The following is a 26,272-nucleotide window of genomic DNA, read 5'->3' as shown; positions in this document are numbered from 1 at the left end:
GTGTCCTTGAACAGGATCAGCGAGCGATTCACCAGCGGCGGCACGCCGATGCGCAGCGCCTGCGGCAATGTCACGTAGCGCAACGCACGGAACGCGCTCAGGCCGATCGAACGCGCGGCCTCCTGCTGCGCGACGGGAATGGCGCGGAAGCCCGATCGTATGTCCTCGGTCATATACGCGCTGGCGTTGAGCGACAGCGCGACGAGCGCGAAGGAAAACTCGCCGTTGCCGTGGTTGATCCAAAGCCGCAGCCCTTCCGGCAGGATATCCGGCATGCCGAAGTACCAGACCATGATCTGGACCACGGTCGGCACATTGCGGTGATATTCGATGAATATCCGCAGTACGAGGCGCAGCGGACGCAGCGGGATCATGCCCAGGCCAACCAGGACGATGGCCAGGGAGAACCCGCACACCCACGCGCCGGCGAATAGCCGAAGCGTGGTCGCCACCCCAAGCAGCAAGGCCGAGAGGACGTCATGCGACATCAAAAACGCGAAGTCGAATTGCATAGCGATCCGGGCCGGGCCGGCCCGCCTTTTCTCTACTGCTGATGGAGATCGACAGGCTCGACCTTGAAGGCGCGCACCAACTTATACGGCGAGCCCGAGCCCATCCATTTGTCGTAGATCGCGCTCAGCTGGCCGCTGCGGTCCATCTCTACGATGATCTTGTTGATCGCGGCGAGCAGATCCGGGTTTCCCTTGTTGACGACCAGCCCCATATGCTCGGTAAAAATCGGCTCGTCCAGCAGCACGGTGGGGTCCCCGGTTTTTTCCGATTCGATGCGAAAGCGGATCAGGCCCAGGTCCCCGCCCGGCATGGCCTCGACCTTGTCGCTTTGCAGCGCCAGATAGCACGCGGACACGTCCTGGAAGTTCAACATCGTGGATTTGGTCAGGACACGCTGGGCCACCGCCGACGAGCTCGATCCCTTGGACGTGCAGACCTTCTTGCCGGCCAGATCGGCCAGCCTGGTAATGCCCGACTTTTTCTTGACCAGGAGGCGAATGTCGTCCTGCAGGTACTGCAGGCTATAGTCGATCTGCGCCGCCCGTTCAGGCAGATAGGCCATGGAGCCCGCGATCATGTCGACCCGTCCCATCTTCAGTTCCGGGATGCGCGCTTCGGTGGACAGGGCCTTGTGTTCCAGCTGGACGCCCAATCCTTTGGCTATCGCCTTGCACATATCCACGTCGTAGCCGACATATGTTCTTGTCTCGGCGTCCTGGAACGCATACGGGTTGGAAGCGTTCTGCGTGCCGCAGATCAGCTTGCCCCGCGATTTGATTTCGGCCAGGCGATCCGCGTGAGCCTGCGACGCGCAGGCCAGGCCAACCGCCAGGACGGCGAAGCTGCACAGGCCGCGATAGCGCTGCGAAATTTTCATGGAGAGTCTCCGTTGGAGTGAATGCATGTCGTGAAATACCTGAGACGCCGGCCCGGAATCAGGCCGACGCCGCCGCAAAACCGCGCCGCAGGTCGTCCATCAGGTCCTGCGGATCCTCCATGCCCACGTGCAGGCGCAGCACCGGTCCGGCTGGCGCCCACTTCGTGACGGAGCGGGAACCGCCCGCCTTGACGACATTGATCAGGCTCTCGTACCCGCCCCAGCTGGACCCGATACCGAAGAGCCGCAGGCTGTCGACCAGCTTCTCCAGCCGCGGCGCGAAGTCCGGCCGCAGCTCGACCGAAAACAGCGACGCGGCGCCGCTGAAATCCCGGCGCCACAGCGCGTGATCCGGATGGGTTTCGAGTGCCGGGTAGTTCACGCCGGCCACTTCGGGTTGCGCCTGCAGCCAGCGTGCCAACGCGAGCGCGTTCTCCATCTGCTGGCGCAGACGAACGCCCAGCGTCCGCAGGCCGCGCAAGCCCTGGTAGCAATCGTCCGGACTCACGCTATAGCCCAGGTCGTCGACCGCGCGGTGGACGGCGTCCCAATGGGATGCACCGGCCGTGATCACACCCAGCATCAGGTCGGAATGCCCGCCGATGTACTTGGTGGCGGCGTGGATCGAGACATCGATGCCGAGCTCGAAGGGTCGCAGGAAATACGGCGTCGCCCAGGTGTTGTCCGCGATCACGGGGATACCGCGCGCGTGGGCGGCCGCGGCGATGGCGGGTATATCCTGGACCTCGAAGGTCTGTGAGCCGGGAGACTCGCAATAGACGGCGATCGTATCGGCCGTCAGCCGCTCTGCGATCCGCGCGCCGAGATGCGGATCGTAGAACTCCGTGCGCACCCCCCAGCTTGCCAGGCGCCCCTCGCAGAAGCGGCGGGCCGGCGTATACACGTTGTCGGGAACCAGCAGATGCCCGCCAGGGCGCGCGATCGCCGTCAGGCTGGCCACGACGGCGGCCAGGCCATTGGGTACGACCCGGCTCTTATGCCCGCCCTCCAGGCGCGCCATGGCTTCTTCGAACGCGTAGGTCGTGGGCGTGCCATGCCGGCCGTAGCGCACGAATTTGTCGCCCTGCTTCTTGCGGTCTTCATAGGACGCCAGGGTCGGGAAGATGACCGTGGAGGTGCGATAGACCGGTGTATTGACCATGCCGCGATGGGCCTGGGGGTCGCGACCGGCGTGGACGAGCAGCGTATCGTTCTTCATCATGGGGCTTTGGCAGGAGAATTGATGGCGGTATGCGGCGCATCGGCGGTGTCGATACCAAGCAGCTGGGCCGCATGGGCGGTGGTTTGCGCGATGAAGGCGCGCGCTTCGGCGGGGCTGCTGGGCGCCGCGATCATCCCTTCCGCCGCCAGCTTCTGGTGGATATCGGGTTCCGCCAGCAGCGCCGCTACCGCGCCGTTGAGCTTGGCCACGACATCCGCGGGCGTGCCCGCCGGCGCGGTGATGGCATAGAAGCTCTGCATGGCATAGCCCGGCACCGTCTCGCCGATGGTCGGCAGATCCGGCATAAGGGGTGAGCGCTTGGGCGTGGTAAGCCCCAGTGCCCGCAGCTGCCCCGACTTGATCATGGGCGTGACGGACGGGTCGGCGAACATCATGTCGATATGCCCGCCCAGCAGGTCATTCACCGCCAGCGAGGTTCCCTTGTAGGGGATGTGCTGTATATCGACATGCGCCAGGCTGTTGAGCATGGCGCCGGCCAGATGCTGGCCGGTCCCGATACCGCCGGAACCCATCGTCAGCGAGCCGGGCTTGGCACGCGCCAGCGCCAGCAGCTCGCTGACACTCTTGACCGGAAGCGAGGGATGCACGACCAGGATTTGCGGGATCAGGACGACCAGCGATATCGGATCCAGGTCTTTCGACGGGGAATATGGCAGGTTTTTGGTCAGCAAGGGCCCGATCGATAGCGGCCCGGTGCCGCCCACCAGCAGTGTATAGCCATCGGGACGCGCATGCGCCACGAAGGCGGCGCCGATGGTCCCGCCCGCGCCCGCACGGTTTTCGACGACCACGGGCTGGCCCAGCCGCGACAGGCCCGTCGCCAACAGGCGTCCCACGAAGTCGACGCCTCCGCCCGGCGGATACGGGACAACGATGGTCACCGGCTTGTCCGGATACGTACCGGCCTGGCTGGAGACAGGGATACAGCACAGGCAAATCAACATCATCAACAGCAAACGAGGCATGGTCGACTCCGGCGGGCCCGCATTGGCCCATATGGGTAGGCTGGATAACTTCGTGCCACCACCTTCGTGGCGGGGATTTACTGTCCGTAGATCTTTTCGGCGGCCTCCCGGCTTACCAAGCCGAGACGGATATCGCGTTCGACATCGTCGCGAGGACGCTCGCGGGGATCGCCGATCCCACCGCCCCCTGGCGTTTCGATCACGACACGGTCGCCCGCGGGAACCAATTGGCGCCCCTTGCCGTTGAGGGTTTTGCCGGACTTCAGGCTCACCCTTCCGCTACCACCCGGCTGGCCGCCCAATGCGCCGCGGGCCGGAAACTTGATGCGGTCGAAGGTCGCCGCCAGGATCATGGGCACATTTTCGGCATGCGACACTTCGACGATCTGTCCCAGGCCCCCGCGGAAGGTGCCCGGGCCGCCGGAATCCGGCCGGTATTCCTTGCGCCAGAACACCACCGGCGCCATGGTCTCGGAGATCTCGATCGCGGTATTGCGGACGCCGCTGGGGAACGATGTGGTGGACAGTCCGTCCTGCCTGGGCCGCGCCCCGGTTCCCCCGGTCGTGAACGACACCTGGGTAAACCGGCGGCCGGCGAGGAAGTCCTCCGCGGGCGCGCCGGCCATGGGCTGGCCGCCGACCAGGCGGATGTTCCACAGACTGGAAGCGCCCTCGGCCGGCACCCGGTCGGGATGCGCCTGGCGCAGGCAACCGAAGATCACATCGGGCAGCATCATCCCCACAATGGCGCGCGAGGTCACCGCGCACGGCGGCAGCGCGTTGACGATGGAGCCCTCCGGCGCTATGACCTTGACGGCGCTCAAGGAGCCGGCGTTGTTCGGGATTTCGCCGCCGATGATGCAGCGCACGCCGAACGAGGTGTATGCGTCGGTATATGACTTCGGCACATTCAGCGCGCGCTGCACGGTGCCGGAGCTGCCGGTGAAATCCACTTCGATGCCGGCGTCCGTCAGCTGCAACGATGCCTTCAGGTGGATCGGCGACTCGTAGCCGTCGATCGTCATTTCGTGACGCCACGTCCCCTTGGGCCAGTCCGCGAGCGCCTTGAGCATCGCGGCACGGGATTGCGCGATGATGTGTTCGCCCAAGGGCACGAGCGTCTCCAGGCCATACTCGCTCATCATGCCGGCCAGGCGCTTACCCGCGACTTCGTTGCAGGACACAAGCGCGTAGACATCGCCGATCACCTGCACCGGATCCCGCACATTGGCGCGCAGGAAGTCGAGCACCGTCTTGCTCATCACACCGCCATCGGCCAGTTTGGCGATCGGGATGAACAGGCCCTCGTGATAGATCTGCGTGGCATCGGGACCGACGCCCACCCCGCCGATATCGACCACATGCGTGTTCGAGGCGAACAGGGCGATCAGGCTGTCGCCCCGGAAAACCGGCGTCACCACCGTGATGTCGAACAGATGGCCCGTTGCCTTCCAGGGATCGTTGGTGATGTATATATCGCCCGGCCGCATGCCGTCGGCGGGAAACTCCACAAGAAAATGGCGTACCGACTCGGCGACCGAATTGACGTGTCCCGGCGTACCCGTGACGGCCTGCGCGATCATCCGCCCGTCGGGCAGGAACAGGCCGGCGGAAACGTCGCCCGCTTCCCGCGCCGCCGCGCCGAACGCCGTGCGGATGATGGTCTGGGCCTGCTCCTCGACCACCGCGATAAGGCGATCCCAAAGGATCTGATTGCGGATAAGGGCAGTCGCCGAACGAGTGTCCCGGGTGCTCATGCTTCACCTCGCTGTGCCTTCGACGATCGGTCGCGGTCGATGATCAGATAGTGGCGGGCGTCGACCCGGGCGGTGAAACCGGCGGGAACGACGGTGGTCGTCTGGTCCTCGACGATCAGGGCCGGTCCGTCGATGTGGTCCGACACGGACAAAGCCTCGCGATCGAAGGCGGGTATGTCGACCGCGCGCGCCAGCGCCGTGTCGAAAACGGGCCGATAGGCCGAGGGCGCGGGCCTGCGTATCCCGGCGGGACGGCGGTCCTCGTCCTGCGTGGCCGCCTGGCCGGTCGATACGGTCAGTGTCCAGGTCAGGATTTCGGCCCCGACGCCAGGGATGATGCGGCCATACAGCGCGCGGTACTCTCGTTCGAACAGCTCGGCCAGGCCGCTGGCCAGCGCCGGCGTCAGTTGGGTGGACGGCAAGGTGACGGGGATTTCATGCCCCTGCCCCCGGTAGCGCATGAACGCGACACAGCGCGTTTCTAGCCGGCTGCCTTTCGGGGCGGCGCTTTCCACGGCCGCGCTGGCTTCCAGGTACATGCTTTCCAGCACACGGTTCACCGCATCCAGGTCGATGCCATCCGCGGACTGATAGAGGCTGCGCAGTGCCTGGTAGGCAATCGGCGCCCAGAGGAAGCCCAGCGCCGACCCGACGCTTGCGCCCACCGGGACGATGATGCGGTCGATGCCCAGCTTGGCGGCCATCTGCACCGCGTGCAGGGGCGCCGCGCCACCGAAGGCGATCATCGTGTAGCGCTCGATATCCTTGCCCAACTCGATCCCGTGCACGCGGGCGGCGCACGCCATATTCTCCGCGACGATTTCGCTGATCGCCAATGCTCCCATCTCGGCGCCCATTCCAAGCGAATCGGCGACGTCGCGCGCGATGGCGGCGCGCGCCGCGCCGGGCGCGAGGTTGACCTTGCCCGCGGCGAAGCGGGCCGGATCCAACAGCCCGAGCGCGCAGTTCGCGTCCGTCACCGTGGGGTGCGTTCCCCCGCGCCCGAAACAGGCCGGCCCAGGATTGGACGTCGCGCTGTCCGGCCCGACCTGGATGCGGCCGAGCGTGTCGACGTGCGCGATCGAGCCGCCCCCGGCGCCGATTTCGACCATCTCGATCACCGGGATCCGGATGGGAAGGCCCGAGCCTTTCAGGAAGCGATACATGCGGCCGAATTCGAAGGTCCGGGAGAGCTGCGGCGTGTACTCGTCGATGAAGCAGATCTTCGCGGTGGTGCCGCCCATGTCGTAGGAAAGCACGTGGCGCTCGCCGCATTGCTCGGCGATCCTGCGGCCCAGGATGGCGCCGCCGGCCGGGCCCGATTCCACCAGCTTGACGGGTTGGCGAGCGCCCAATTCCAGCGAGGTCAGCGATCCGCCGGACGTCATCAGGTAAATGGGACAGCCCATTCCGGCTTCGCGCATCAGCCGGTCGAGTTCGCCCAGCGATCGCGCCACGACCGGCTGGACGTAGGCGTTGGCACAGGCGGTGGAGGTCCGCTCGTATTCGCGGACTTCCGGGCAGACGTCGGAAGATAGCGTGATCCAGAGATCCGGCAGCTCCTGGGCCAGGATCTGCCCGACCCTGGCTTCGTGCGCGGGATTGACGTAGCTGTGCAGGAACGATACAGCGACGCTTTCCACCGCGGCCTCGCGCAACTGGCCGGCGACGCGGCGAACCGCGGCCTCGTCCAGCGGCAACAGCGTCCTGCCGTGGACGTCGATACGTTCGGGTATGCCGAAGCGCAGGTCGCGCGGCACCAGCGGTACCGGTTTTTCCAGGAAGATATCGTATTGCGCGTAGCGGTTTTCCTGCCCGATCTCGACGACGTCGCGAAATCCCTCGGTCGTAATCAAGGCCGTGCGCGCGCCCTTGCGTTCGATCAGCGCGTTCGTGGCCAGCGTGGTGCCCAGGATGAAGAGCGCGACTTCGCCGGCGGGCAGCCCCGCCTTGGCCAGGACTTCCCGCGCGCCCTGCAGCACGCCCAATTCCGGCTGCAGCGGCGTGGTAAGTACCTTGGTGGTGTGCGTCTTCGCGCCGACCATCAGTACGGCGTCGGTGAACGATCCGCCGATGTCGAGGGCCAGCACCGCGCGCGGGCTGGGGATAGTGGTGTCCATACCTTCCCTGATTGGTTGTCCGCCCGCGCTTTAACAAAATGCCGTTGCGAAGGCGTGACGGGAAGGTAGCAAGCGCCCCAGATAAATCATAATATTTATATATTATTAGCTATTCGAAAAACCTATACTGGGCCTGGAAAATACGGCCCGGAAGGCAAGGGAATCCCGTGAATCTCCAGCAATTGCGCTTCATCACCGAGGTCGCGCGCCGCGACCTGAAAGTCTCGCGCGTGGCCGAACTGCTGCATGTCTCCCAACCCAGCGTCAGCACGCAGATCCGGTTGCTGGAAGAAGAATTGGGGCTGACGATATTCACGCGCCAGCGCAACCGGCTGACCGCGATCACGCCGATAGGCGGCGAAATCATCGAACGGGCACGCCGCGCCCTGATGGAGATCGACGATATACGGCAGCTTGCCAACGCGCACAGCGCCGATGACAGCGGCACGCTGACGATCGCCGCCAGTCACGCGCAGGCAAGGTTCAGGCTTCCCGTGATCCTGAAGAAGTTCGCGGATCTTTATCCCCGCGTACACATCACGATACGCCCGGAGAGCGGGCGCCAGATCACCGATACGATGCGCGCGGGCCAGGCCGACATCGGCATTCTCAGTTCGCCCGGGGATCTCCAGGGCGACTTGTTCGGCATCCCGTTCCAGACGTATCGGCGGTTGCTGCTGGTGGCCGCGGGACACCCCCTGCTCAAGGTGCCGCGCCCCACCTTCGACGATATCGCCCGCTATTCCATCGTGATGTACGAACCGTCGCAGACCGGCTCGGTCGTGCTCGACACCCTGGAACGCCTGGGCAAGCAAGCCCCGACCCTGCTCAAGGCCACGAATGCCGATGTCGTGAAGGCCTATGTGGAGCAAGGCCTGGGAGTCAGCGTCCTGCCGGAACTTGTCTTCGATCCCAAGCGCGACCGCGGACTGCGGGCAATCAATGTGGACCACCTGTTCTCCGCCAGCACGACCTTCATCGTGCTCAACCGCAAGCATTACCTGCGCGCGTACGCCTATGCGTTCATCGAGATTCTCGCTCCCCAGGTAACGCGCCGTACCGTGGAAGAAGGCCAGCACGCGCCGCCCGCGGGTTTACCTCAGCCCTAGTACGATGCGTGCCGTACCGGCACCCTGCCCGGCTGGTACAACTGTTTCGATAATTGTGTTGACGCCGGCCGCGCCAGTGCCAATAGTCGATGGAAGACATTCAAGCACCGCGATTTTGCCCCGTTCCGCGACATACCGACCTGACAAATCCTCTCCTTGATATCCGTCCTGGCATGAAGACATGCCGTCCGTCTCAAGGAGAACGCCATGCGTAGCGGCACCGCCCCCTGCTTCATCCCCGAACGACCCACCGGTTTCATTCCCCCTGGCCAAGGCGGAAACAGCCGCTGCATGCACACCCCGGGACACTCCGTTCCGGCATGAAGCCCTCCCGCCGGAGGGCTTTATTGTTTTCAGCGTCGGCGCCGTCCAGGCGCCCACGCGATTCACTTGAAATGGCGAGGTGCCACATGCTTCAAAACAATACCGTCTACAAAGGCTATCGCCTGAACGCCAAGATCGCCCGGCCCCCGGCCGTGGCGAACGGCTCGCCCATGTTTGCCGCGACCATCCTGGTCGGCATCGCCTCTTCGCCGGAGGCCGGCGAAAGCTACGAGGTGCCCCGCTTCGCGGAAGGCGGCTTCGTGGTGAGTCCCGGCGAAGCCGTGCATGCCGCGATCCTGTTCGGACGCACCGTGGTCGATGGCCTGCCGGCCAGGCCGAGCAAGCCGGCGCAGGACTAGCAGCGGTCCAGGGCCTAGGCCGCGCGCACGGCGTCGCGGATATGGCCGAGAAAGGCCTTGCACGCATCCGGCAGGATGCGCCCAGCCAGGGTTTGCACTTCGAAGTGACGCTCGTTCATTTCGCGGTCGCGCAGGGGAACGGCGATCACGCTGCCGTATTGCAGCCGTCCACGGACAGGCAGCTCCCCGCATAACGCCACGCCGCCCCCCGCGCTGGCGAAGCTGATCAGGGCATCGATATGCCGGCTGACGAACACCGGCTCGTAGCGCAACTGCTGGCGGCTGCTGCTGATATCGAACAACTGGCGCAAGGTCGAATCGCGGTCCGGCAGCGCCAGCGGGTAGGCCGCCACCTGCGCCAGCGACAGCGTGCGCTTGCCCGCCAGGGGATGATCGGGTGCGAGGACGGCCAGGACGGGCGCGGGCGTGCGCAGCTCGACGCGGATGTCGCGCTCGGATGTCAGGCTCAAGGTCAGGCCGATATCGGCCTCGCCATCGCGGATGCGGCGCGGAACGTCCTGCTGCGAACACACGTCCAGCGAAAAGCGGATGCCGGCGTAGCTTTGCCGGAACATGGCGATCAGGGACGGAATGAAATCGAACGCATAGCCTTCCGTACTGACCAGCCGCACCTTCCCATGGCGCAGGCCGCGCAGGGCCAGGATGTCCCCGGCCACCCGCTCGACGTCCTGCTGCATGCGTTTCGCGTGTGCAGCCAGCACCTCTCCCGCGGCGTTCGGCACCATGCCGCGCGCGCGCCGCTCGAACAACAGGGTGTTCAGTTCGCGCTCCAGGCGGGCAATCTGCCGGCTGACCGCCGACGGCGCGACGTCCAGGCGCTCCGCCGCCTCGGTAACGGACCCCGAACGAACGACTTCGAGGAAATACCGCAGCGCGGTGCCTTGGAGAACCTGATTGTTCATGGATGGGTCCCGTGGGTCGCAGGGCGACGATATGGATTGCGTTTTTCGCAACGAAACATTCTAAACCTTGATATTGCTGCACGGGAGGACCGCCCCTAGCATTGGCGTGTTTCATCCTCGTTGCAACGCTGCCCGCACCGCCATGATCGCCTCACATGCCGCCGATTCCGAACCCGTGCTCTCCCTGCGCCAGGGGCGGCCCCTGCTGTGGACGCGGCCCGCTGGCGCGGATACGAACGAAGCATCCCCCTTCACGCTGGAAGACGTACGGCAGGCGCGCGCGCGCTTCGACCGTTTCGCCCCGCTGCTGACCGTCCTGTTTCCCGAACTGCACGAAACGGCGGGCGCGATCGAGTCCCCCCTGCTGCCGGTCGACGGCATGCGCGCGGCCCTGCGCCTGCCGGAATCCCAAGGCAGGCTGTGGATCAAGGCCGACCACGATCTGCCCGTGGCCGGCTCCATCAAGGCGCGCGGCGGCGTGCACGAGGTCCTGGAATTCACCGAATCGCTGGCCTTGCGCGAAGGGCTGATCCGGGCGGGCGACAACTATCGCGTCCTGGCCGAGCCGCAGGCGCGCGCCAGCTTCTCGCGCCATCAGGTCGCGGTGGGCTCCACCGGCAATCTGGGATTGGCGATCGGCGTGATCGCGTCCGCGCTGGGATTCCGGGCATCGGTGCATATGTCCGCCGATGCCAAGGAATGGAAAAAGGCGCGGCTGCGCGCGCGCGGCGTGGCGGTGGTCGAACATGCGGGCGACTACGAAAAGGCGGTGGCTGCGGGCCGCGCGCGGGTACAGGCCGATCCCAATGGCTATTTCGTCGATGATGAGCGTTCGTCGTCGCTGTTCCTGGGCTACGCGGCGGCGGCCCTGCATTTGCGCGACCAGTTGCGCGATGCGGCAATCGCGGTGGACGCGGCGCATCCGCTGTTCGTCTACCTTCCCTGCGGCGTGGGCGGCGCGCCGGGCGGCATCGCCTTCGGCCTGAAGGAAGCGCTGGGCCCGCACGTGCATTGCTTTTTCGCCGAGCCGACCCAATCGCCCTGCTTCCTGGTCCGCATGATGGCCGGATCCGGCCAACTGCCGGGGGCCGGCGCCACGCCTTCGGTGTACGACGTGGGCCTGAGCAATCGCACCGAGGCCGATGGACTGGCGGTGCCGCGTGCCTCCGACCTGGCCGCAGGCGTCATGGCGACGCGGCTGGACGGGATCTATACCGTCGCCGACGATGCCCTCTTCACGGACCTCGCGCGCCTGCACGACAGCGAAGGCTTGCGCATCGAACCGTCCGCGGCGGCGGGTTTCAGCGGGCCGGCGCGGCTTTGCGCAACGCCGGCCGGGCAGGCGTACCTGGCATCGCGCGGCCTGGCGCAGGCCATGCGCGGCGCCACGCACCTGGTGTGGACCACCGGCGGGCGTTTCGTACCGCCCGAAGAATTCGATCGTTTCCTGAGCCGGGGCAGGTCGAGCCCGGCCGATACCTGAGGCGGACCCGCAGGACCGCCCTTTCATCCACCCTACGTCCACAGAGTCCATCATGAACATGCGTTCCACGTGTATTGCCGCCGGCCTGGCCTTGTCCTGCCTGCTCGCGCCCGCCTTGCCTGCCGCCGCGCAGACCGGCTATCCCACGCACCCGGTGTCGCTGATCGTGCCCTTCCCGCCCGGCGGCGCCACCGATGTAAGCGGCCGCGTCCTCGCGCAGGCGCTCGGCAAGGAACTGGGCCAGACGGTCGTCGTCGAAAACCGTGCCGGCGCCGGCACGGTGATCGGCGCATCGTATGTGGCGCGCTCGGCACCCGACGGCTATACGCTGCTGGTCAGTTCCGGCACCACCTTCACCATCAATCCGGCGGTACGCCGCGAACTGCCCTACGATCCCGTCAAGAGTTTCGAACCCATCGGCATCGTAGGACGCACCGGGCTGATCCTGCTGGCCAATCCGCAGGTGCCGGTCAACGACTTGAAATCCTTCCTCGCCTACGTCAAGGACCCGGCGCACGCCGGCACCCCTTACGGTTCGTTCGGCAGCGGCACGACGGCCAACTTCGTCGGCGAGGCATTCGCCGCCGCGGCCGGCATCAAGCTGACGCACGTCCCCTACAAAGGCAGCGCGCCGGCCATGGCCGACCTGATCGGCGGCCAGATCCCGTTTTCCGTGGATACGGTCGCCGCGGCGCTGCCGCAGCTGAAGAACGGCAAGGTCAAGGCCATCGCGGTCTCCAGCCCGCAGCGCTCCACCTTCCTGCCCGATGTGCCGACCTTCGCCGAGTCGGGCTATCCGCAAGTCGCGATGGACACCTGGCTGATGGTGGCCGCGCCGCGCGGCCTGCCCGCAGAGGTGAAGACCAGGCTGGGCCAGGCTCTGGCCAACGTCATGGCCAATCCCGAGGTACGCAAGAACCTGCTGGCGCTGGGCTTCGAGCCCGAGTTCGAGAACGGACAACAGGGCGAGGCCCTGATCCTGAAAGAACTGCCGCAGATGCGCGAAATCGCCGAGCGCGCGAACATCAAGGCAGACTGACGAACCCGATCCGGAACCTTCCATGACGTCCACTTCCTCCCTCGTCGCGCTATCGGCCGTGGAGTTGCGCCGCCTGATCGGTGCGCGCCAGGTATCGCCCGTCGAACTGCTGCAGGCCTGCATCGACCGCATCGATGCGGTCAACCCCTACGTCAACGCCATCACCGCGACCGCCTACGAACAGGCGCGCGCCGCGGCACGCGAGGCCGAGCGTGCCGTCATGCAGGGCGAGCCGCTGGGCCTGCTGCACGGCCTGCCGCTGGGTGTAAAGGACCTGGAAGCCACCGCCGGACTGCTGACCACCTACGGTTCGGCCATTTACCGCGGCCATGTGCCGGAGCAGGACGTGGAACTGGTGGGCCGCCTGCGGCGCGCCGGCGCCATCGTGACGGCGAAGACCAATGTGCCGGAGATGGGCGCCGGCGCCAATTCGCGCAATACGGTTTGGGGCGCGACCGGCAACCCCTTCGATCCCAACCTGAATGCCGGCGGTTCGTCGGGCGGCTCCGCGGCCGCGCTGGCCTGCGACATGTTGCCGGTCTGCACGGGCTCCGACACCGGCGGTTCGCTGCGCATCCCCGCCGCCAAATGCGGCGTGGTCGGCTTGCGGCCTTCGCCGGGCGTCGTGCCCAGCGTACGCAAGCCCCTGGGCTGGACGCCGATCTCGGTGGTCGGCCCCATGGGCCGTACCGTGGCCGATGCCTGCCTGCAACTGGCCGCCAGCGCCGGCATGCATGCCGGCGATCCGCTCAGCTATCCGCTGGATCCGCTGTCTTTCCTGCGGCCCGGCGTGGCGGATCTCGGCACGCTGCGCGTGGCCTATACGGAAGACTTCGGCGTGTGCGCGGTCGACGACGGCATCCGCGCGGTCTTCCGCGAAAAAATCGCCGCCATGCGGCATCTTTTCGCCGCCTGCGATCCCGTCGACATGGCGCTCGGCGACGCGCACCGCTGCTTCGATGTCCTGCGCGCCGAGGCCTTCGTCGCCGGCATGGGCGAGGCCTACGATAAAGATCCGGACAGCCTGGGACCGAACACCCGCGCCAACTACGAACTGGGTGCGGCCATGAGCCTGAAGGACAGCGCCTGGGCCCAGGCCGAACAAACGCGCCTGATCAAGCGCTTCCAGGACGTGTACCAGGACTACGATCTGGTACTGTCGCCCACCACGCCGGTCTCGCCTTTTCCGTGGACCGAGCTGTACGCGGAAACCATCAACGGCGAACGCCAGGAAAATTATTACCGCTGGCTGGCGCTGACCTACGTGGTCACGTTGACCACGCATCCGGCCATCGCCCTGCCTTGCGGGCGCGACCATCGCGGCATGCCCTTCGGCCTGCAGGCGGTCGGGCGCTTCCGCGGCGATCATGCGCTGCTGGCCGCGGCGCAGGCCATGGAGCAGGCATTCGCCGCCATCGAGGCCTTGCGCCGCCCCGTGCCCGATGTCTCCGCCCTGAAGCCCGCGCGTCCCGAGCTGCGATCCATCGTGACGACGCCGCCGCTGATCGACGGCGCGCGGTCCGCCAACAGCGTGTCGGCGGTATAGCGCGATGAAGTTCGACGTACTGGTCCTGGGCGCGGGTATCGTCGGCGTCTGCGCCGCCGCGCATTTGCAGATGCGCGGCAAGTCGGTCGCCCTGATCGATCGCAAGCCGCCGGGTACCGAAACATCGTTCGGCAACGGCGGCCTGATCCAGTGCGAAGGCGTCTATCCCTATGCATTTCCGCGCGATCTCGGCGCCCTGATCCGGTACGCCGGCAATCGCGCCCCGGATGTGCGCTATCGCGCGGCCACCCTCGTCAGGTCGATGCCCTTTCTGTACCGGTACTGGCATCATTCGCATCCGGCGCGCCACGCGGCCATCGCGGCGCGATACGCCGCGCTGATCGAACATTGCCTGGCGGAGCACCATAGCCTGGCGGACGCGGCCGGCGCGCGGGAACTGATCCGGCCCACGGGCTGGATCAAGGTGTTCCGCCGCGCCGCCGCGCGCGATGCGGAAATCCGCGTGGCCGAACGCTGGCGTGGCGAATTCGGTGTCGGCTTCGAAGCGCTGGATGCCCAGGCGCTGCGCCGGCTGGAGCCCGCGTTGAGCCCCTCGCTGGCGGGCGGCCTGCGCTATACCGACGCCCAGTCGGTTTCCGATCCCCATGCGCTGGTGGCCGCCTACGCGCGGCACTTCGAGTCGCTGGGCGGCCGTATCCTGACCGGCGACGCGGCCACGCTGCAAGGCGAATGGCAGGTGCGTACCGATCGGGGCGCCGTGCACGCCCCGCAGGCGGTCGTGGCCCTGGGACCGTGGGCGGACGTGGTGACCCGCCGGCTGGGCTACCGCCTTCCGCTGGCCGTCAAGCGCGGCTACCACATGCATTACGCCGCCGATGGCGACGCGCGGCTGGGCCATCCCGTCCTGGACGCCGACAACGGTTTCCTGCTGGCGCCGATGGCGCGCGGAATCCGCCTGACCACGGGCGCGGAGTTCGCCGGCCGCGACGCACCGCCCTCCCCCCATCAACTGGCGGCCGTCGAGCCTGTCGCGCGCGGGCTGTTTCCGCTGGGGCCGCGTGTGGACGCCGCACCGTGGATGGGATGCCGGCCCTGCACACCGGACATGATGCCCGTCATCGGACCGGCGCCCCGGCACGCTGGATTGTGGTTCGCGTTCGGACACGCGCACCATGGCTTCACCCTGGGACCGGTGACCGGAAGGCTGATCGCCGACATGATCGAGGGGGCGCGGCCTTTCATCGATCCGACGCCGTTCCGGGCCGAGCGGCTGCTCTAGGGCCTATGCGCTCGACTTCGGCGTACGGCCCGTCACGCGGGAACTGGCGCGCACCAGGAATTGCGTGGCGACATGATGCGACTGCGGCTTGGCCAAGGCCCCCGCGTCCGCTTCGCGCTGGATCAATTTCAGAACCAGCCGAGCCGCCGTGCTGCCGATCTCGTAGCGGCCCGGATGCACGGTGGTCAACGCGGGGGTAAGCCGTTTCGCGATGGGAAAGTCGCCGAAGCCCACGATCGCGCAGTCCCTGGGCAATACCAGGCCGCATTCCGGCGCCGCCAGGATGGCGCCGGCGGCCATGTTGTCATTGGCGAAGATGATGGCCTGCGGACGGGTGCGCCTGCCGGCGCGCGCGAAACGCGCCATCGCCTGTGCGCCGGCTTCGAAGGGATCGGTTTCTTCCGGCGTTTCCACGTCGCCCGCCAGCCCGCGCCCGGCCATGGCGCGCGAATATCCCAGCGCGCGCTGCTGCGCGCGGAAGTCCTCCGGCATGCCCGTCCTGACGAACCGGATGCGCCGGGCGCCCTGCTCGACCAGGTGCATGGCTTGGTCATACCCTACCTGGTCATGCGAAAAGCCGACCTGGTGGAAAGGCCGGTTGGGCCTGACATCCCAGGTCTCTACGACGGGAAAGGCGGCGGCGCGCAGGATGGCATCCACGCGGTCGGTATGGGCCGGGCCGGTCAGTATCATCCCCGCCGGCCGCCAACCCGCGAAGGCACACACCGCGCCTTCTTCCTCGACCGTCGAATAGTTGCTGCTGGCCAGCAGCAGCTGGTAGCCGGACGAACGCAGCACGTCCGACATCCCCTGCACGGTCTCCGAAAACACCGAGTTCGCGATGCTCGGGATCACCGCGCAGACGACCTTGGAACGCGCCGACGCCAGGCCCATGGCGACCTGGCTGGGCACGAATCCCGTTTGCGCGATGGCGGCCTCGATGCGCGCGCGCCGGGCCGGCGATACTTTTTCCGGCGTATTGAAAAAGCGCGAGACGGTAATCGAAGCGACGCCCGCGATCGCCGCGACGTCATGAATGGTATAGGGGGCGATCTTCCGCCGGCCGGCGTGCGCGGCCGGGTCTTTGTCCTGCTCCGTATCCTGCGCAGATGCCTTGCTGCGAGCCAACGCGTCCCCCGCTTGAATGCCGTCGGGTTTGACGGCGTGAGGGCCGCATTATAGACTTCGAACCGGAATGGTACCGGTACCTTACGCATCGTATGGTACCGGTACCTTCCGGCCCGCCGTCGGGGCGGATCCCGTCGGCAAGGAATAAAAAAGACAGGAGACACCGCATGAATCGTCGCGAACTCACCGCCGCGGCCGCCGCGGCCTTGTGCCTTGGCGCGGGGCGGTCCGCCCTGGCGCAGGGAAGCTATCCCGAAAAAGCCCTGACCTTTGTCGTTCCGTATCCGGCAGGGGGTGCCGCCGACCAGTTCGCCCGCCCTTTCGCCCAGGCGCTGAACGAACGCCTGCACCAGTCCGTCATCATCGAGAACCGCCCCGGCGCCAATGGCAACATCGGCTCGGCATACGCGGCAAAGCGGCTGCCTGCCGACGGCTATACGCTGTTGCTCGGGTCCACCAGCACGCTGGCGATCAATCCCCACATCTATCCGTCGATGGGTTATTCGCCGCTGGATGACCTGCAACCGGTCACGCTGACGCATCGCATGCCCAACGTGCTGGTCGTGGGCGCGCAGACGCCCTACCGCACCGTGGCCGACCTGGTCGCCGCCGCGAAGCAGCGTCCCGGCAAACTGGAATATGGCTCGGCCGGAATCGGCAACACCATGCATATGGCGGCGGAGCTTTTCCAGCTGCGTGCCGGCATACGCCTGCTGCATATTCCCTATAAAGGCGGCCCGGAAGCGCTGAACGATCTGCTGGGGGGCCGCGTTCCCATGATGTTCCACAATCTGCCCGCGATCGTGGCCCTGGTGAACAGCGGCAAGCTGCGCGCCCTGGCCATCGCCGATGACAAACCGTCGCCCCTGCTGCCGGGCGTTCCCACCATGGCGCAGGCGGGGATCGCCGACGCCACATCGGTGGTCTGGAACGGCATCCTGGTGCGGCGCGGCACCCCGACGGAGATCGTCGAACGCCTGTCCCGCGACATGGGCGCCGTGCTCGCCGACCCGGCGTTCCGCCGCAATTTGACCGCGCAGGGCTACGAAATCCTCTCGTCCACGCCCACCGAATTCGACGCGCTGCTGCGCAAGGACTACGTCGCCATGGGCGAACTGGTCAAACGCGCCAACATCAGAATGGAATGAAACGCATGAGCTCCGACACGCGCAAGACCCTCGACTCCCTGCGCAGCCAGCGATGGTTCGCCACGGACAACATCCGCGGCTTCGCGCATCGCCAGCGCATGCAGCAGCAAGGCTTGAACCGCGATGAGTTCATGGGCCGGCCCGTCATCGGCATTTTGAATACCTGGAGCGAACTGTCGCCCTGCCACGCCCACCTGCGCGAGCGCGCAGCCGCCGTCAAGCGCGGCGTCCTGCAGGCGGGAGGCTATCCGCTGGAACTGCCCGCGCTGAGCCTGGGCGAAGTCATGGTCAAGCCCACCACCATGATGTACCGCAACTTCCTGGCCATCGAGGCCGAGGAATTGCTGCGCAGCCTGCCCTTGGACGGCGCGGTGCTGATGGGCGGCTGCGACAAGACCACGCCGGGCCTGGTCATGGGTGCGCTGTCCATGGACCTGCCCGTCATTTTCTGTCCCGCCGGCACCATGCTGAACGACCGCTACCAAGGACAGACCGTGGGTGCCGGAACGCACACGCGCAAGTACTGGGACGAATACGCGGCGGGCAACATCCAGCAGCGGGAATGGATCGCGCTGGAAGCAAAGATGACCCGTACGCCCGGCACGTGCAATACGATGGGCACGGCCAGCACGATGACGGCCATCGTCGAAGCCATGGGTTTGTCCCTGCCCGGCGCCAGCAGCATTCCGGCCATGGATGCCGCCCACTCGCGCATGGCATGGGCCTGCGGCCAACGCATCGTCGATATGGTGTGGGAAGACCTGCGGCCCTCGCGCCTGTTGAACGGGGAGTCGCTGCGCAACGCCGCGGTCGCCTATATGGCACTGGGCGGCTCGACCAACGCGGCGGTCCATCTGCCCGCCATGGCCGGCCGGGCCGGGTTGAAGCTGGGACTCGATGAATTGGATGCCATCGCCAGGCAGATTCCCGTGCTTGCCAATCTTTTCCCCTCGGGCAATCGCTTGATGGAAGATTTCCACTACGCCGGGGGGCTGCCCGCCCTGCTGAACAAGCTGCGTTCCCATCTGTCGCTGGACGCCCTGACCGTCACGGGCCTTACCCTGGGCGACAACATCGCCGGCATCGAATGCCAGGACCACGACGTGATCCGCGATCCGGATAACCCCGTGGTGCCCGGCGCGGCGGACTGCCCGGAATCCGGCATGGCCCTGGCCGTCCTGCGCGGCAACCTGTGCCCCGATGGCGCGGTGATCAAGCCCTCCGCCGCGACCCCCGCGCTGCTGCGCCATACCGGCCGCGCGCTGGTCTTCGATTCGAACGAGGCCATGCTCGCCGCCATGGACGATCCCGACCTGGACGTCGACGCCGGCACGGTGCTGGTGCTGCGCAATGGCGGGCCGATCGGCGCGCCCGGCATGCCGGAATGGGGCAACCTGCCGATCCCCAAAAAGCTGCTGCGCCAGGGCGTGCGCGACATGCTGCGCCTGTCCGATTCGCGCATGAGCGGCACCCACTACGGCACCTGCGTCCTGCATATCTCGCCCGAGTCGGCCGTGGGCGGCCCGCTCGCGCTGCTGCGTTCCGGGGACCGTATCACGCTGGACATCGGCGCGCGACGGCTGGACATGGACGTATCCCCGGAAGAGCTCCAGGCCCGGCGCGCCACGTGGCGGCCGCCGGAACGCGGCTACGCCCGCGGCTACGCCAGGCTTTACCAGGAGCAGGTCACCCAGGCCCACGAAGGCTGCGACTTCGCGTTCCTGCAAGGCAGCGCGCCGACCCCCGAACCCCCGATCTACTGAACGCCAATCCCCGTACCGCGACCGCACGCACCGGCAACCCGCTTTACCGCGCGCGCCGTTCGGCATCGCTCGCGATCCCATCCACGCCACCCCGGCTATCCATCAGGACTGCATCCATGGCCACCACGTCCGACCTGCTTCTCAACCCTTTCCGCCAGCGGCTCGCCCAACCGGGAGTTCCGCTCGGCACCTGGCTGATGTCCGGCGCCACCAGTACGGCAGAGGCCATGGGCCGGGCCGGTTTCGACTGGCTCCTGCTGGACCTGGAACACGTGCCCGTGGACGATGCGCTGGCGCTGTATACCCTGCAGGCGATCGCCGGCACGCCGGCCTGCCCCATCGTCCGGCTGCCGGCCAACGACCCGGTGCGCGTGAAGCGGGCGCTGGACATGGGCGCCGGCACGCTGATGTTTCCCTTCATCGATACCCCCGAGCAGGCGGCACTCGCGGTCGCCCATTCGAAATATCCGCCGCAGGGAATACGCGGCTTCGCCGCCGTGCATCGCGCCAGCGGCTACGGCACGACGCCGGACTACGGCGCGCGGGCCAACGACTCCGTGTTCACCGTTATCCAGCTGGAAACGCTGCGGGCGATCGAAAACCTGGAAGCCATCGCCGCCGTTCCCGGCGTGGACGCACTGTTCTTGGGCCCCGGCGATCTGTCGGCCAATATGGGCCACATCGGCAACATCACGCATCCGGAGGTCGCCGCGGTTATCGCGGATGTCGCCCGCCGCAGCCAGGCCGTGGGCATTCCCTGCGGCATCGTCGGCCCGACGCCCGAAGTGGTGGGGCGTTTCCTCGAACTGGGCTATCGCTTCGTGGCGGTGGCCTCGGACATGGGAATGATGATGCGGCAGGCCACCGCCTTCGTCCAGGCCATACGCCCGAATCTCGCCCGCCACTTCGACAGCACCGTGTATTGAGCACGCGCGCCGTCCGCGCGGCGCGCCCATCCGCCATCGCAGCGCCCGGCCGCGGCCGGAAACCAACAACACCCACGGAGACAACGCCATGCCATTTCCCGTCCCATTACGCCGCCCGCCGCGCGCATCCCGCGTCGCCCACATCGCTTTCGCGCTGCTGGCGCTCGCCGGCCTTGCGACACCGGCGGCGCGCGCGCAGGACGATTTCCCCGCGCGCCCCGTTACCCTGATCGTGCCCTTCGGCCCGGGCGGCACGTCGGACATCATGGCCCGCATCCTGCAAAAGGCCTTGACCGACACACTGGGCAAGGCGGTCGTCATCGAAAACCGCGCCGGGGCGGGCGGGGCCATCGGCATGTCGGAACTGGCCCGGGCCCCGCGCGACGGCTACACCATCGGCCTGAGCGTGGTGGGACCGGAGGCCATCCAACCCGCCATCCGCAAGACCGGCTATACGCCGGACAGCTTCGACCATATCTGCGGCACCTATGCCGTGCCGCTGATGATGATGGTGCCCCAGTCGTCGCCCTGGCACAGCGTGCGCGATGTGGTGGAAGCCGCGCGGCGCAAGCCCGGCACGCTGAACTACGGGTCCTCGGGCACGGGTACCGTCCTGCACCTGTCGATGCAGGGCCTGATGGACCTGGCCGGCGCCAGCGCCCTGCACGTTCCGTACAAGAGCTCCGGCGACATGGTCACCGGCCTGATGGGCGGACAGATCGACGTCTTCAATGAAACGCCTACCGTTTCGCGCCAGTACAAGCTGCGTCCGCTGGCGGTGTTCGACGACCGGCGCCTGCCTGCCTATCCGGATGTGCCGACCGCGACGGAACTCGGCTATCCCATTACGTCCACGGTCTGGGGTGGGCTGATCGCGCCGCGCGGGGTGCCCGCCGCCGTGCGCGCCAAGCTGGAAGCCGCCTGCGATCGCGCCGTCCATACCCAGGCCTACCAGGACGCCGCCGCCAGGCTGGACACGCCGCTCGTCTACAAGGACGGCGCCGCGTTCGCGGATTTCGTCAAGGCGGAGTACGGGCGCTACGGCGCGCTGGTGCGCAAGATGGGGCTGGACAAACAGTAGCGCACCGGCCGATCCTCGGTGCCCCGCCGGGCTGGCGGCCAGGGGCACACAGGCTGCGTTCAGGAGCGGATATTAAGATTGAGGCTGCTCCTCTGCCTTCCATGCATGAGCACCGGCGGACTGCCCGCGAAGCGCGGTCCTCCCCCTGCTCCTTTCCCAGCCCAGAGACGCAATGCCGCGATCCAATACCCATGCCCCCTTACTATGGATCGTCGCCGCCGGCTTTTTCATGCAGACGCTGGACACCACCATCGTCAACACGGCATTGCCCGCCATCGCGCGGGATCTGGGCGTCCCGCCGCTGACCTTGAAGCCCGTGGTCGTGGCGTACATGATCACCATGGCGATGATCATGCCGGCTTCCGGCTGGCTGGCCGATCGCTATGGCAGCCGCAAGGTTTACTTCACCGCGATCCTGGCGTTCGTGCTGGGATCTTTTCTCTGCGCCTGTTCCGGCACGCCCACCCAGCTGGTCATGGCGCGCGTGGTGCAAGGCGCCGGGGCGTCGATGCTGCTGCCCGTCGGAAGGCTGACGGTGCTGCGCACGGTACCGCCCTCGGCATTCATCTCGGCCCTGGCGTTCATCGCCATCGGCGGGCAGATCGGGCCCATCTTCGGCCCGGTGCTGGGCGGCGTCTTCGTCGAAACCTTGAGCTGGCACTGGATTTTCCTGATCAACGTGCCCGTCGGCCTGGTCGGCATGTGGGCTGTCCGCCGCCATATGCCGGCGCAGGCGCGCGACGACACGCCGCCGTTCGACTTCGTCGGCTGCCTGCTCCTGGCAACATGGCTGGTGGCGTTCTCCACGGCGCTGGACGTTCCCGCGGACACGCACGTGGGCGCCTGGGCCGCCGGCCTGCTGGCGCTGAGCGCGCTGGCTGCCCTGGGCTATGGCCTGCACGCGCGTCGCCGCAGCAATCCGCTCTTCCCGCTGAACCTGTTCCGCGAGACGAACTACACCGTCGGCATCGCCGGCAACCTGGTCTGCCGGATCGGTGCGGCAGCGGTGCCGTTTCTGCTGCCGCTGATGATGCAGCTGGGCATGGGGTACACGCCCTTGCATTCCGGACTGATGCTGGTCCCCGTCGCCGCCGCCGGGGCGGTATCCAAATCGTGGGTATCGCCCATGATCAAGCGCTATGGCTATTCCCGCTTTCTTATCGCCAATACGCTGTTCGTCGGCTTTTGGATCATTTCCTTTGCCCTGTTCTCGCGCGACTGGCCGCTTTGGCTGCAGATCGTGCAACTGGCCGCCTTCGGACTGGGCAACTCCATGCAGTACTCGGCCATGAACAGCGTCACGCTGACGTCGCTGAGCCCGCAACAGGCGGGTGCGGGCAACAGCCTTTTCTCCATGTTCCAGATGGTGGCAATGGGATTGGGAGTCACGGTGGGCGGCGCCCTGGTCACGCTGCTCGCGGGACCCGAGCGGCACCTGGCGCCGGCCTTTGCCTGGTCCTTCGTCTGCGTGGGCCTGATCACCTGGTTGTCCGCGCTGGTATGGCGGCGGCTGGACGGCGGCAAGCTTGCCGCCGCGCTCAATCCTGCCTGACGGGGCAGTAACATATCGGCCAGTCCACCGATACGTAGTCCAGCGCATGCAAGCCAGACGGGCCCGACAACGGGAGTTGGCCATCCCGAAGACCGACACGCCCGCACGGGGAGCCGCGGGCGCGGATGCCGATCCAGGCATCGCGCTCGCGGATGCGCACTGCCCGGATTTCGATTGGGACGCGCCGTGCGCGAGCGCCCAGGCGGCGCGCGCGCTGCTCGGCGAAGGCGCGTCGCCGCACACCGTGGCGTCCTATCGCGCCGCGGTGCGCTACCTGGCCGCCTGGCACGAGCAACGGCTGGATACGCCGCTTTCGCTGCCGGTCCCGGTACGCTCGGTCATTCTGTTCATCACGGATCACCTGCAGCACACCAGCGGGACCGGTCTCGCCCATGGCCTGCCGGCGGACGCCGATGCGGCGCTGGTTGCCCTGGGCGTCAAGGCGCGCCCCGGCCCGCTGGCCTTGTCCACGGTACAACACCGCCTGGCGGTGCTGTCCGAAGCGCATCGAACGCGGGACCTGCCCAACCCCTGCCGCAGCCGCGCCGTCCAGACGCTGATGGCACGCACGCGCGCGGCTTATGCCAGGCGCGGCGTGCGAGCCGCAAAGCAGCCGGCCCTGACGCGGGAGCCGCTGGAACAACTGCTGGCCACCTGCGACGACTCCCTGATCGGTTTGCGCGACCGCGCGCTGTTGCTGTTTGCCTGGGCCAGCGGCGGCCGGCGGCGGTCCGAAGTCATCGCCGCGCGCGTCGACGACCTGCAGCCGGCGCCGGAAGGCTACGTCTATATCCTGCGCCAGTCCAAGACCCACCAGGACGGCGCCGAACACGCGGACATGTACAAGCCCGTGGTCGGGCGGGCGGCGCAGGCCCTGGACGCCTGGCTGCGCGCCGCCGGTATCGCCGGCGGCCCGTTGTTCCGCCGTGTGCGCCGTGGCGGCGTGGTGGGCGCGGAAGAACTCAGCGGGGAAGCGGTGCGCCGCATCGTAAAGCAGCGCTGCCAGCTGGCCGGTCTGGACGAACGCTATGCCGCCCACAGCCTGCGCGCGGGTTTCGTGACCGAGGCGGGACGCCAGGGCGTGCCCTTGGCCGAGGTCATGGCGATGACCGGACATGCCAGCGTGAATAGCGTGGTGGGGTATCACCGCGCCGGCGCCGCACCGACGCTGCGCGCGGCGCGGCTGCTGGACGAGTCTCGCTAAGGCGCGCGGCAGCCGCCGTCATGCCTATCCCGCCACAGCGGCGGATACCGCGCGGCCGCTGCCGCCGGGGCACGGCGGCAGCCGTTCAGGCCTGTCCGCGCCGCAGCAGCGCCTGGATATAACGGCCGGCTTCGAGGATGTCGCAACGGATGGCGCGCGCCGTGCCGTCGGCATCGTTGCGCGCCAGGGCCTCCACGGCTTCGGCGTGGTAGTCCATCTGCTTCAGGTAGGGCACGTACTCCGCCAACACCAGGTTCAGGACGGGCCCACACCGCAGCCACAGCGTTTCGATGGCATCCTCGATGATGTCCATGCCGCTCAAGGCGTAGATGTGAAAGTGGAACCGGCGATGGACGTCCAGGTAGCCCTGGTGCCCCTCCACATCGATCAGCCGCTTCATATCGGCCAGCAGGCCGCGCAGCGTAGCGATGTCCTCCGGCGTCGCACGCGCGGCCGCTTCATACGCGGCCCGGCTTTCCAGTTCCGCCCGCATGATCAGCAACTGCCGCAACTGGTCGGCATCGACCTCGGGGACGACCGCCCCGCCGCCCTGCCCGCCCGTGCCCCGGCGCAGGATGCGTTCGGCGACCAGGTGATTCACCGCATCCCGCACCGGCGTCAGGCTGATGCCCAGTTCCGCCGCGACATCGCGCAGCAGGATGCGGTGCCCCGGTTCGTAACGGCCGCTCAACAGGGCGTCGCGCAGGGCGGCATAGGCGCGATCCCACAGGGTTTCGCGATCTATGGGCTGCAGCGCGGGCGGCTTGGTACCGCCCGCCGCGCCGGCGCCTTTCAAAGAGGACATCTGGCTACCTTTTTTGTTCGGGGTCGTTGAACCGCCCTATTTTCGCACCTTCGGACCGCCTGGCGGGCATGCGTCCTGGGCCGCGGCCTCGGCCAGGCGGATGATTGTTATTTGTTATAACGAATGCTAGTATCCCCCGGACGGTGGCCGAAGAGCCGCGCCATGCGCCCAACCGGGCGCCCCACACGGAGGAGACCCGCATGACCTTGCTATCCCGACTGGCAGGCGCCCTGGCGTGCGCCTGCACGATCGCCGGCGCCCACGCCGCGCCCGACAACTTCCCCGACCACAGCATCCGGTTCATCGTTCCGTGGAACGCCGGCGGCTCGAACGACATCGCCGCGCGCGAGCTGCAGCAGATCGTCGCCGAGCAACAGAAAATCACCCTGATCGTCGAAAACGCGCCGGGCGCCACCGGATCGATCGGCCTGGGCAAGGTGGCAGCGGCCACACCTGACGGCTACGTCGTCGGCATGGGCACCAGTTCGACCCTGGCGCAGATCGCGCAGAACCTGACGCCGCTGCGCAACGAACAGTTCGCCCATATCGCCCGCGTATCGACCGACCCGCTGATCCTGCTCGTGCCCAAGGACGGACCCGCCAACCTGGAGGAATTCCTGGCCCACATGAAGCAGAACCCGGGCAAGGTATCCATCGGCACGCCGGGCACCAACAACCTGAACCACATCTTCGCCGAGATGACCGCGCGCGCGGCGGGCGTGGGCTATGTCAACGTGCCCTATCCCGGCGGTTCGCGCGTCATCGCCGACCTGGCGGGCAAGCAGATCCAGGCCGGGGTGCTCAAGCCCTCGGAAAGCAAGGGCCAGATCGACGCGGGCTACGTGCGGCCGATCGCCGTCTTCGGCAACGAACGACTGCAGGTCTACCCCGATGTGCCGACGTTCAAGGAAAAGGGCTACGACGTTTATCCGTACGGCCCGCTGGTGCAGATGGCCTATGTCGTCGCGCCCGCCGGCATCCCGCCCCAGGTGCGCCAGCGCCTGATCGATATCTTCTCGCAGGCCATCCAGAGCGAGAAGTTCAAGACCTTCGCCCAGCAGAACGGCTTCCTGGTCGACGACATGAAAGGCCAGGCGCTGGACACCGAAGTCCGCAATGTCCAGGCGACGCTGAACAGCGTGGCAACCAAGGTTTTCAAGCACTGAG

At 67.1% G+C, this 26,272-nt stretch carries 22 protein-coding genes; 13 read left to right on the top strand and 9 right to left on the bottom strand.

Annotated elements, in window-relative coordinates; genetic code table 11:
• From ACO1P8_RS10595 to ACO1P8_RS10570, 6 genes are all read right to left on the bottom strand, one after another.
• A partial coding sequence (locus ACO1P8_RS10595) for an amino acid ABC transporter permease (protein ID WP_486295848.1) occupies nucleotides 1-512 on the bottom strand: 512 nt, incomplete at its 3' end.
• Nucleotides 513-544: 32 nt separating this feature from the next.
• Entirely contained in the window at nucleotides 545-1,390 is an 846-nt protein-coding gene (locus ACO1P8_RS10590) for an ABC transporter substrate-binding protein (protein ID WP_486295847.1), read from the bottom strand.
• 58 nt (nucleotides 1,391-1,448) lie between these two features.
• Entirely contained in the window at nucleotides 1,449-2,612 is a 1,164-nt protein-coding gene (gene metC, locus ACO1P8_RS10585) for a cystathionine beta-lyase (protein WP_486295846.1), read from the bottom strand.
• Entirely contained in the window at nucleotides 2,609-3,598 is a 990-nt protein-coding gene (locus tag ACO1P8_RS10580; RefSeq protein ID WP_486295845.1) for a Bug family tripartite tricarboxylate transporter substrate binding protein, read from the bottom strand. Before ACO1P8_RS10580 ends, metC begins: the two co-directional genes overlap by 4 nt.
• Before the next feature lie 77 nt (nucleotides 3,599-3,675).
• Entirely contained in the window at nucleotides 3,676-5,355 is a 1,680-nt protein-coding gene (locus ACO1P8_RS10575; RefSeq protein WP_486295844.1) for a hydantoinase B/oxoprolinase family protein, read from the bottom strand.
• Nucleotides 5,352-7,475 carry a hydantoinase/oxoprolinase family protein gene (locus ACO1P8_RS10570; protein WP_486295843.1) on the bottom strand — a complete coding sequence of 708 codons (2,124 nt, stop codon included), beginning with the start codon at nucleotides 7,473-7,475 and terminating at the stop codon, nucleotides 5,352-5,354. The genes ACO1P8_RS10575 and ACO1P8_RS10570 overlap by 4 nt, the downstream gene beginning before the upstream one ends.
• A 167-nt stretch (nucleotides 7,476-7,642) precedes the next feature.
• Between ACO1P8_RS10570 and ACO1P8_RS10565 the strand changes: the two genes are divergently transcribed.
• The gene (locus ACO1P8_RS10565) at nucleotides 7,643-8,584 is read left to right on the top strand and encodes a LysR substrate-binding domain-containing protein (protein ID WP_094842214.1); all 942 of its coding nucleotides are present in this window, start codon (nucleotides 7,643-7,645) and stop codon (nucleotides 8,582-8,584) included.
• 410 nt (nucleotides 8,585-8,994) lie between these two features.
• Complete coding sequence (locus ACO1P8_RS10560; protein ID WP_094842215.1) at nucleotides 8,995-9,267, top strand: hypothetical protein; 273 nt, start codon at nucleotides 8,995-8,997, stop codon at nucleotides 9,265-9,267.
• 14 nt (nucleotides 9,268-9,281) lie between these two features.
• Here ACO1P8_RS10560 and ACO1P8_RS10555 read toward each other — a convergent pair whose 3' ends face one another.
• Entirely contained in the window at nucleotides 9,282-10,190 is a 909-nt protein-coding gene (locus ACO1P8_RS10555) for a LysR family transcriptional regulator (RefSeq protein WP_486295842.1), read from the bottom strand.
• A gap of 142 nt (nucleotides 10,191-10,332) precedes the next feature.
• Between ACO1P8_RS10555 and dsdA the strand changes: the two genes are divergently transcribed.
• From dsdA to ACO1P8_RS10535, 4 genes are read left to right on the top strand one after another with little or no spacing between them, the layout of a single operon-like run.
• Nucleotides 10,333-11,673 (top strand): D-serine ammonia-lyase, encoded by a 1,341-nt coding sequence (gene dsdA / locus ACO1P8_RS10550; RefSeq protein WP_486295841.1) that lies wholly within the window; start codon nucleotides 10,333-10,335, stop codon nucleotides 11,671-11,673.
• A 52-nt stretch (nucleotides 11,674-11,725) separates the two neighbouring features.
• Complete coding sequence (locus tag ACO1P8_RS10545) at nucleotides 11,726-12,712, top strand: Bug family tripartite tricarboxylate transporter substrate binding protein (protein WP_486295840.1); 987 nt, start codon at nucleotides 11,726-11,728, stop codon at nucleotides 12,710-12,712.
• A 22-nt stretch (nucleotides 12,713-12,734) separates the two neighbouring features.
• A complete protein-coding gene (locus tag ACO1P8_RS10540) occupies nucleotides 12,735-14,258 on the top strand; it encodes an amidase (RefSeq protein ID WP_486295839.1) in 1,524 nt (507 codons plus the stop codon).
• Nucleotides 14,259-14,262: 4 nt separating this feature from the next.
• Nucleotides 14,263-15,498, top strand: coding sequence for an NAD(P)/FAD-dependent oxidoreductase (locus ACO1P8_RS10535; protein WP_486295838.1), 1,236 nt, complete (start codon nucleotides 14,263-14,265; stop codon nucleotides 15,496-15,498).
• 3 nt (nucleotides 15,499-15,501) lie between these two features.
• Here the strand turns inward: ACO1P8_RS10535 and ACO1P8_RS10530 are convergent, their stop codons facing one another.
• A complete protein-coding gene (locus ACO1P8_RS10530; RefSeq protein WP_486295837.1) occupies nucleotides 15,502-16,626 on the bottom strand; it encodes a LacI family DNA-binding transcriptional regulator in 1,125 nt (374 codons plus the stop codon).
• A gap of 167 nt (nucleotides 16,627-16,793) precedes the next feature.
• Here ACO1P8_RS10530 and ACO1P8_RS10525 point away from each other — a divergent pair, with 167 nt between their 5' ends.
• From ACO1P8_RS10525 to ACO1P8_RS10500, 6 genes are all read left to right on the top strand, one after another.
• Nucleotides 16,794-17,774 (top strand): Bug family tripartite tricarboxylate transporter substrate binding protein, encoded by a 981-nt coding sequence (locus ACO1P8_RS10525; RefSeq protein WP_486295836.1) that lies wholly within the window; start codon nucleotides 16,794-16,796, stop codon nucleotides 17,772-17,774.
• Between the two features lie 5 nt (nucleotides 17,775-17,779).
• Nucleotides 17,780-19,537 carry an L-arabinonate dehydratase gene (gene araD, locus ACO1P8_RS10520; protein ID WP_486295835.1) on the top strand — a complete coding sequence of 586 codons (1,758 nt, stop codon included), beginning with the start codon at nucleotides 17,780-17,782 and terminating at the stop codon, nucleotides 19,535-19,537.
• A 116-nt stretch (nucleotides 19,538-19,653) separates the two neighbouring features.
• Nucleotides 19,654-20,463: an HpcH/HpaI aldolase family protein gene (locus tag ACO1P8_RS10515; protein WP_486295834.1), complete on the top strand. Its 810-nt coding sequence runs from the start codon at nucleotides 19,654-19,656 to the stop codon at nucleotides 20,461-20,463.
• An 88-nt stretch (nucleotides 20,464-20,551) separates the two neighbouring features.
• Nucleotides 20,552-21,544, top strand: coding sequence for a tripartite tricarboxylate transporter substrate binding protein (locus ACO1P8_RS10510; RefSeq protein ID WP_486295833.1), 993 nt, complete (start codon nucleotides 20,552-20,554; stop codon nucleotides 21,542-21,544).
• Nucleotides 21,545-21,716: 172 nt separating this feature from the next.
• Nucleotides 21,717-23,096 (top strand): MFS transporter, encoded by a 1,380-nt coding sequence (locus ACO1P8_RS10505; protein WP_486295832.1) that lies wholly within the window; start codon nucleotides 21,717-21,719, stop codon nucleotides 23,094-23,096.
• Nucleotides 23,097-23,142: 46 nt separating this feature from the next.
• Nucleotides 23,143-24,300: a site-specific integrase gene (locus ACO1P8_RS10500; RefSeq protein ID WP_486295831.1), complete on the top strand. Its 1,158-nt coding sequence runs from the start codon at nucleotides 23,143-23,145 to the stop codon at nucleotides 24,298-24,300.
• Between the two features lie 85 nt (nucleotides 24,301-24,385).
• On the opposite strand, the gene ACO1P8_RS10495 is transcribed toward ACO1P8_RS10500, so the two are convergent.
• On the bottom strand, nucleotides 24,386-25,105 hold the full coding sequence (locus ACO1P8_RS10495) for a GntR family transcriptional regulator (RefSeq protein ID WP_486295830.1): 720 nt from the start codon (nucleotides 25,103-25,105) through the stop codon (nucleotides 24,386-24,388).
• 200 nt (nucleotides 25,106-25,305) lie between these two features.
• On the opposite strand from ACO1P8_RS10495, the gene ACO1P8_RS10490 reads away from it, so the two are divergent.
• Nucleotides 25,306-26,271: a Bug family tripartite tricarboxylate transporter substrate binding protein gene (locus ACO1P8_RS10490; RefSeq protein ID WP_486295829.1), complete on the top strand. Its 966-nt coding sequence runs from the start codon at nucleotides 25,306-25,308 to the stop codon at nucleotides 26,269-26,271.
• The last annotated feature ends 1 nt before the right edge of the window (nucleotide 26,272 follow it).

Source organism: Bordetella sp. (genome assembly GCF_057362025.1).
Note: the sequence above shows the minus strand (reverse complement) of the source record. Positions and strands in the feature narration are given on the sequence as shown.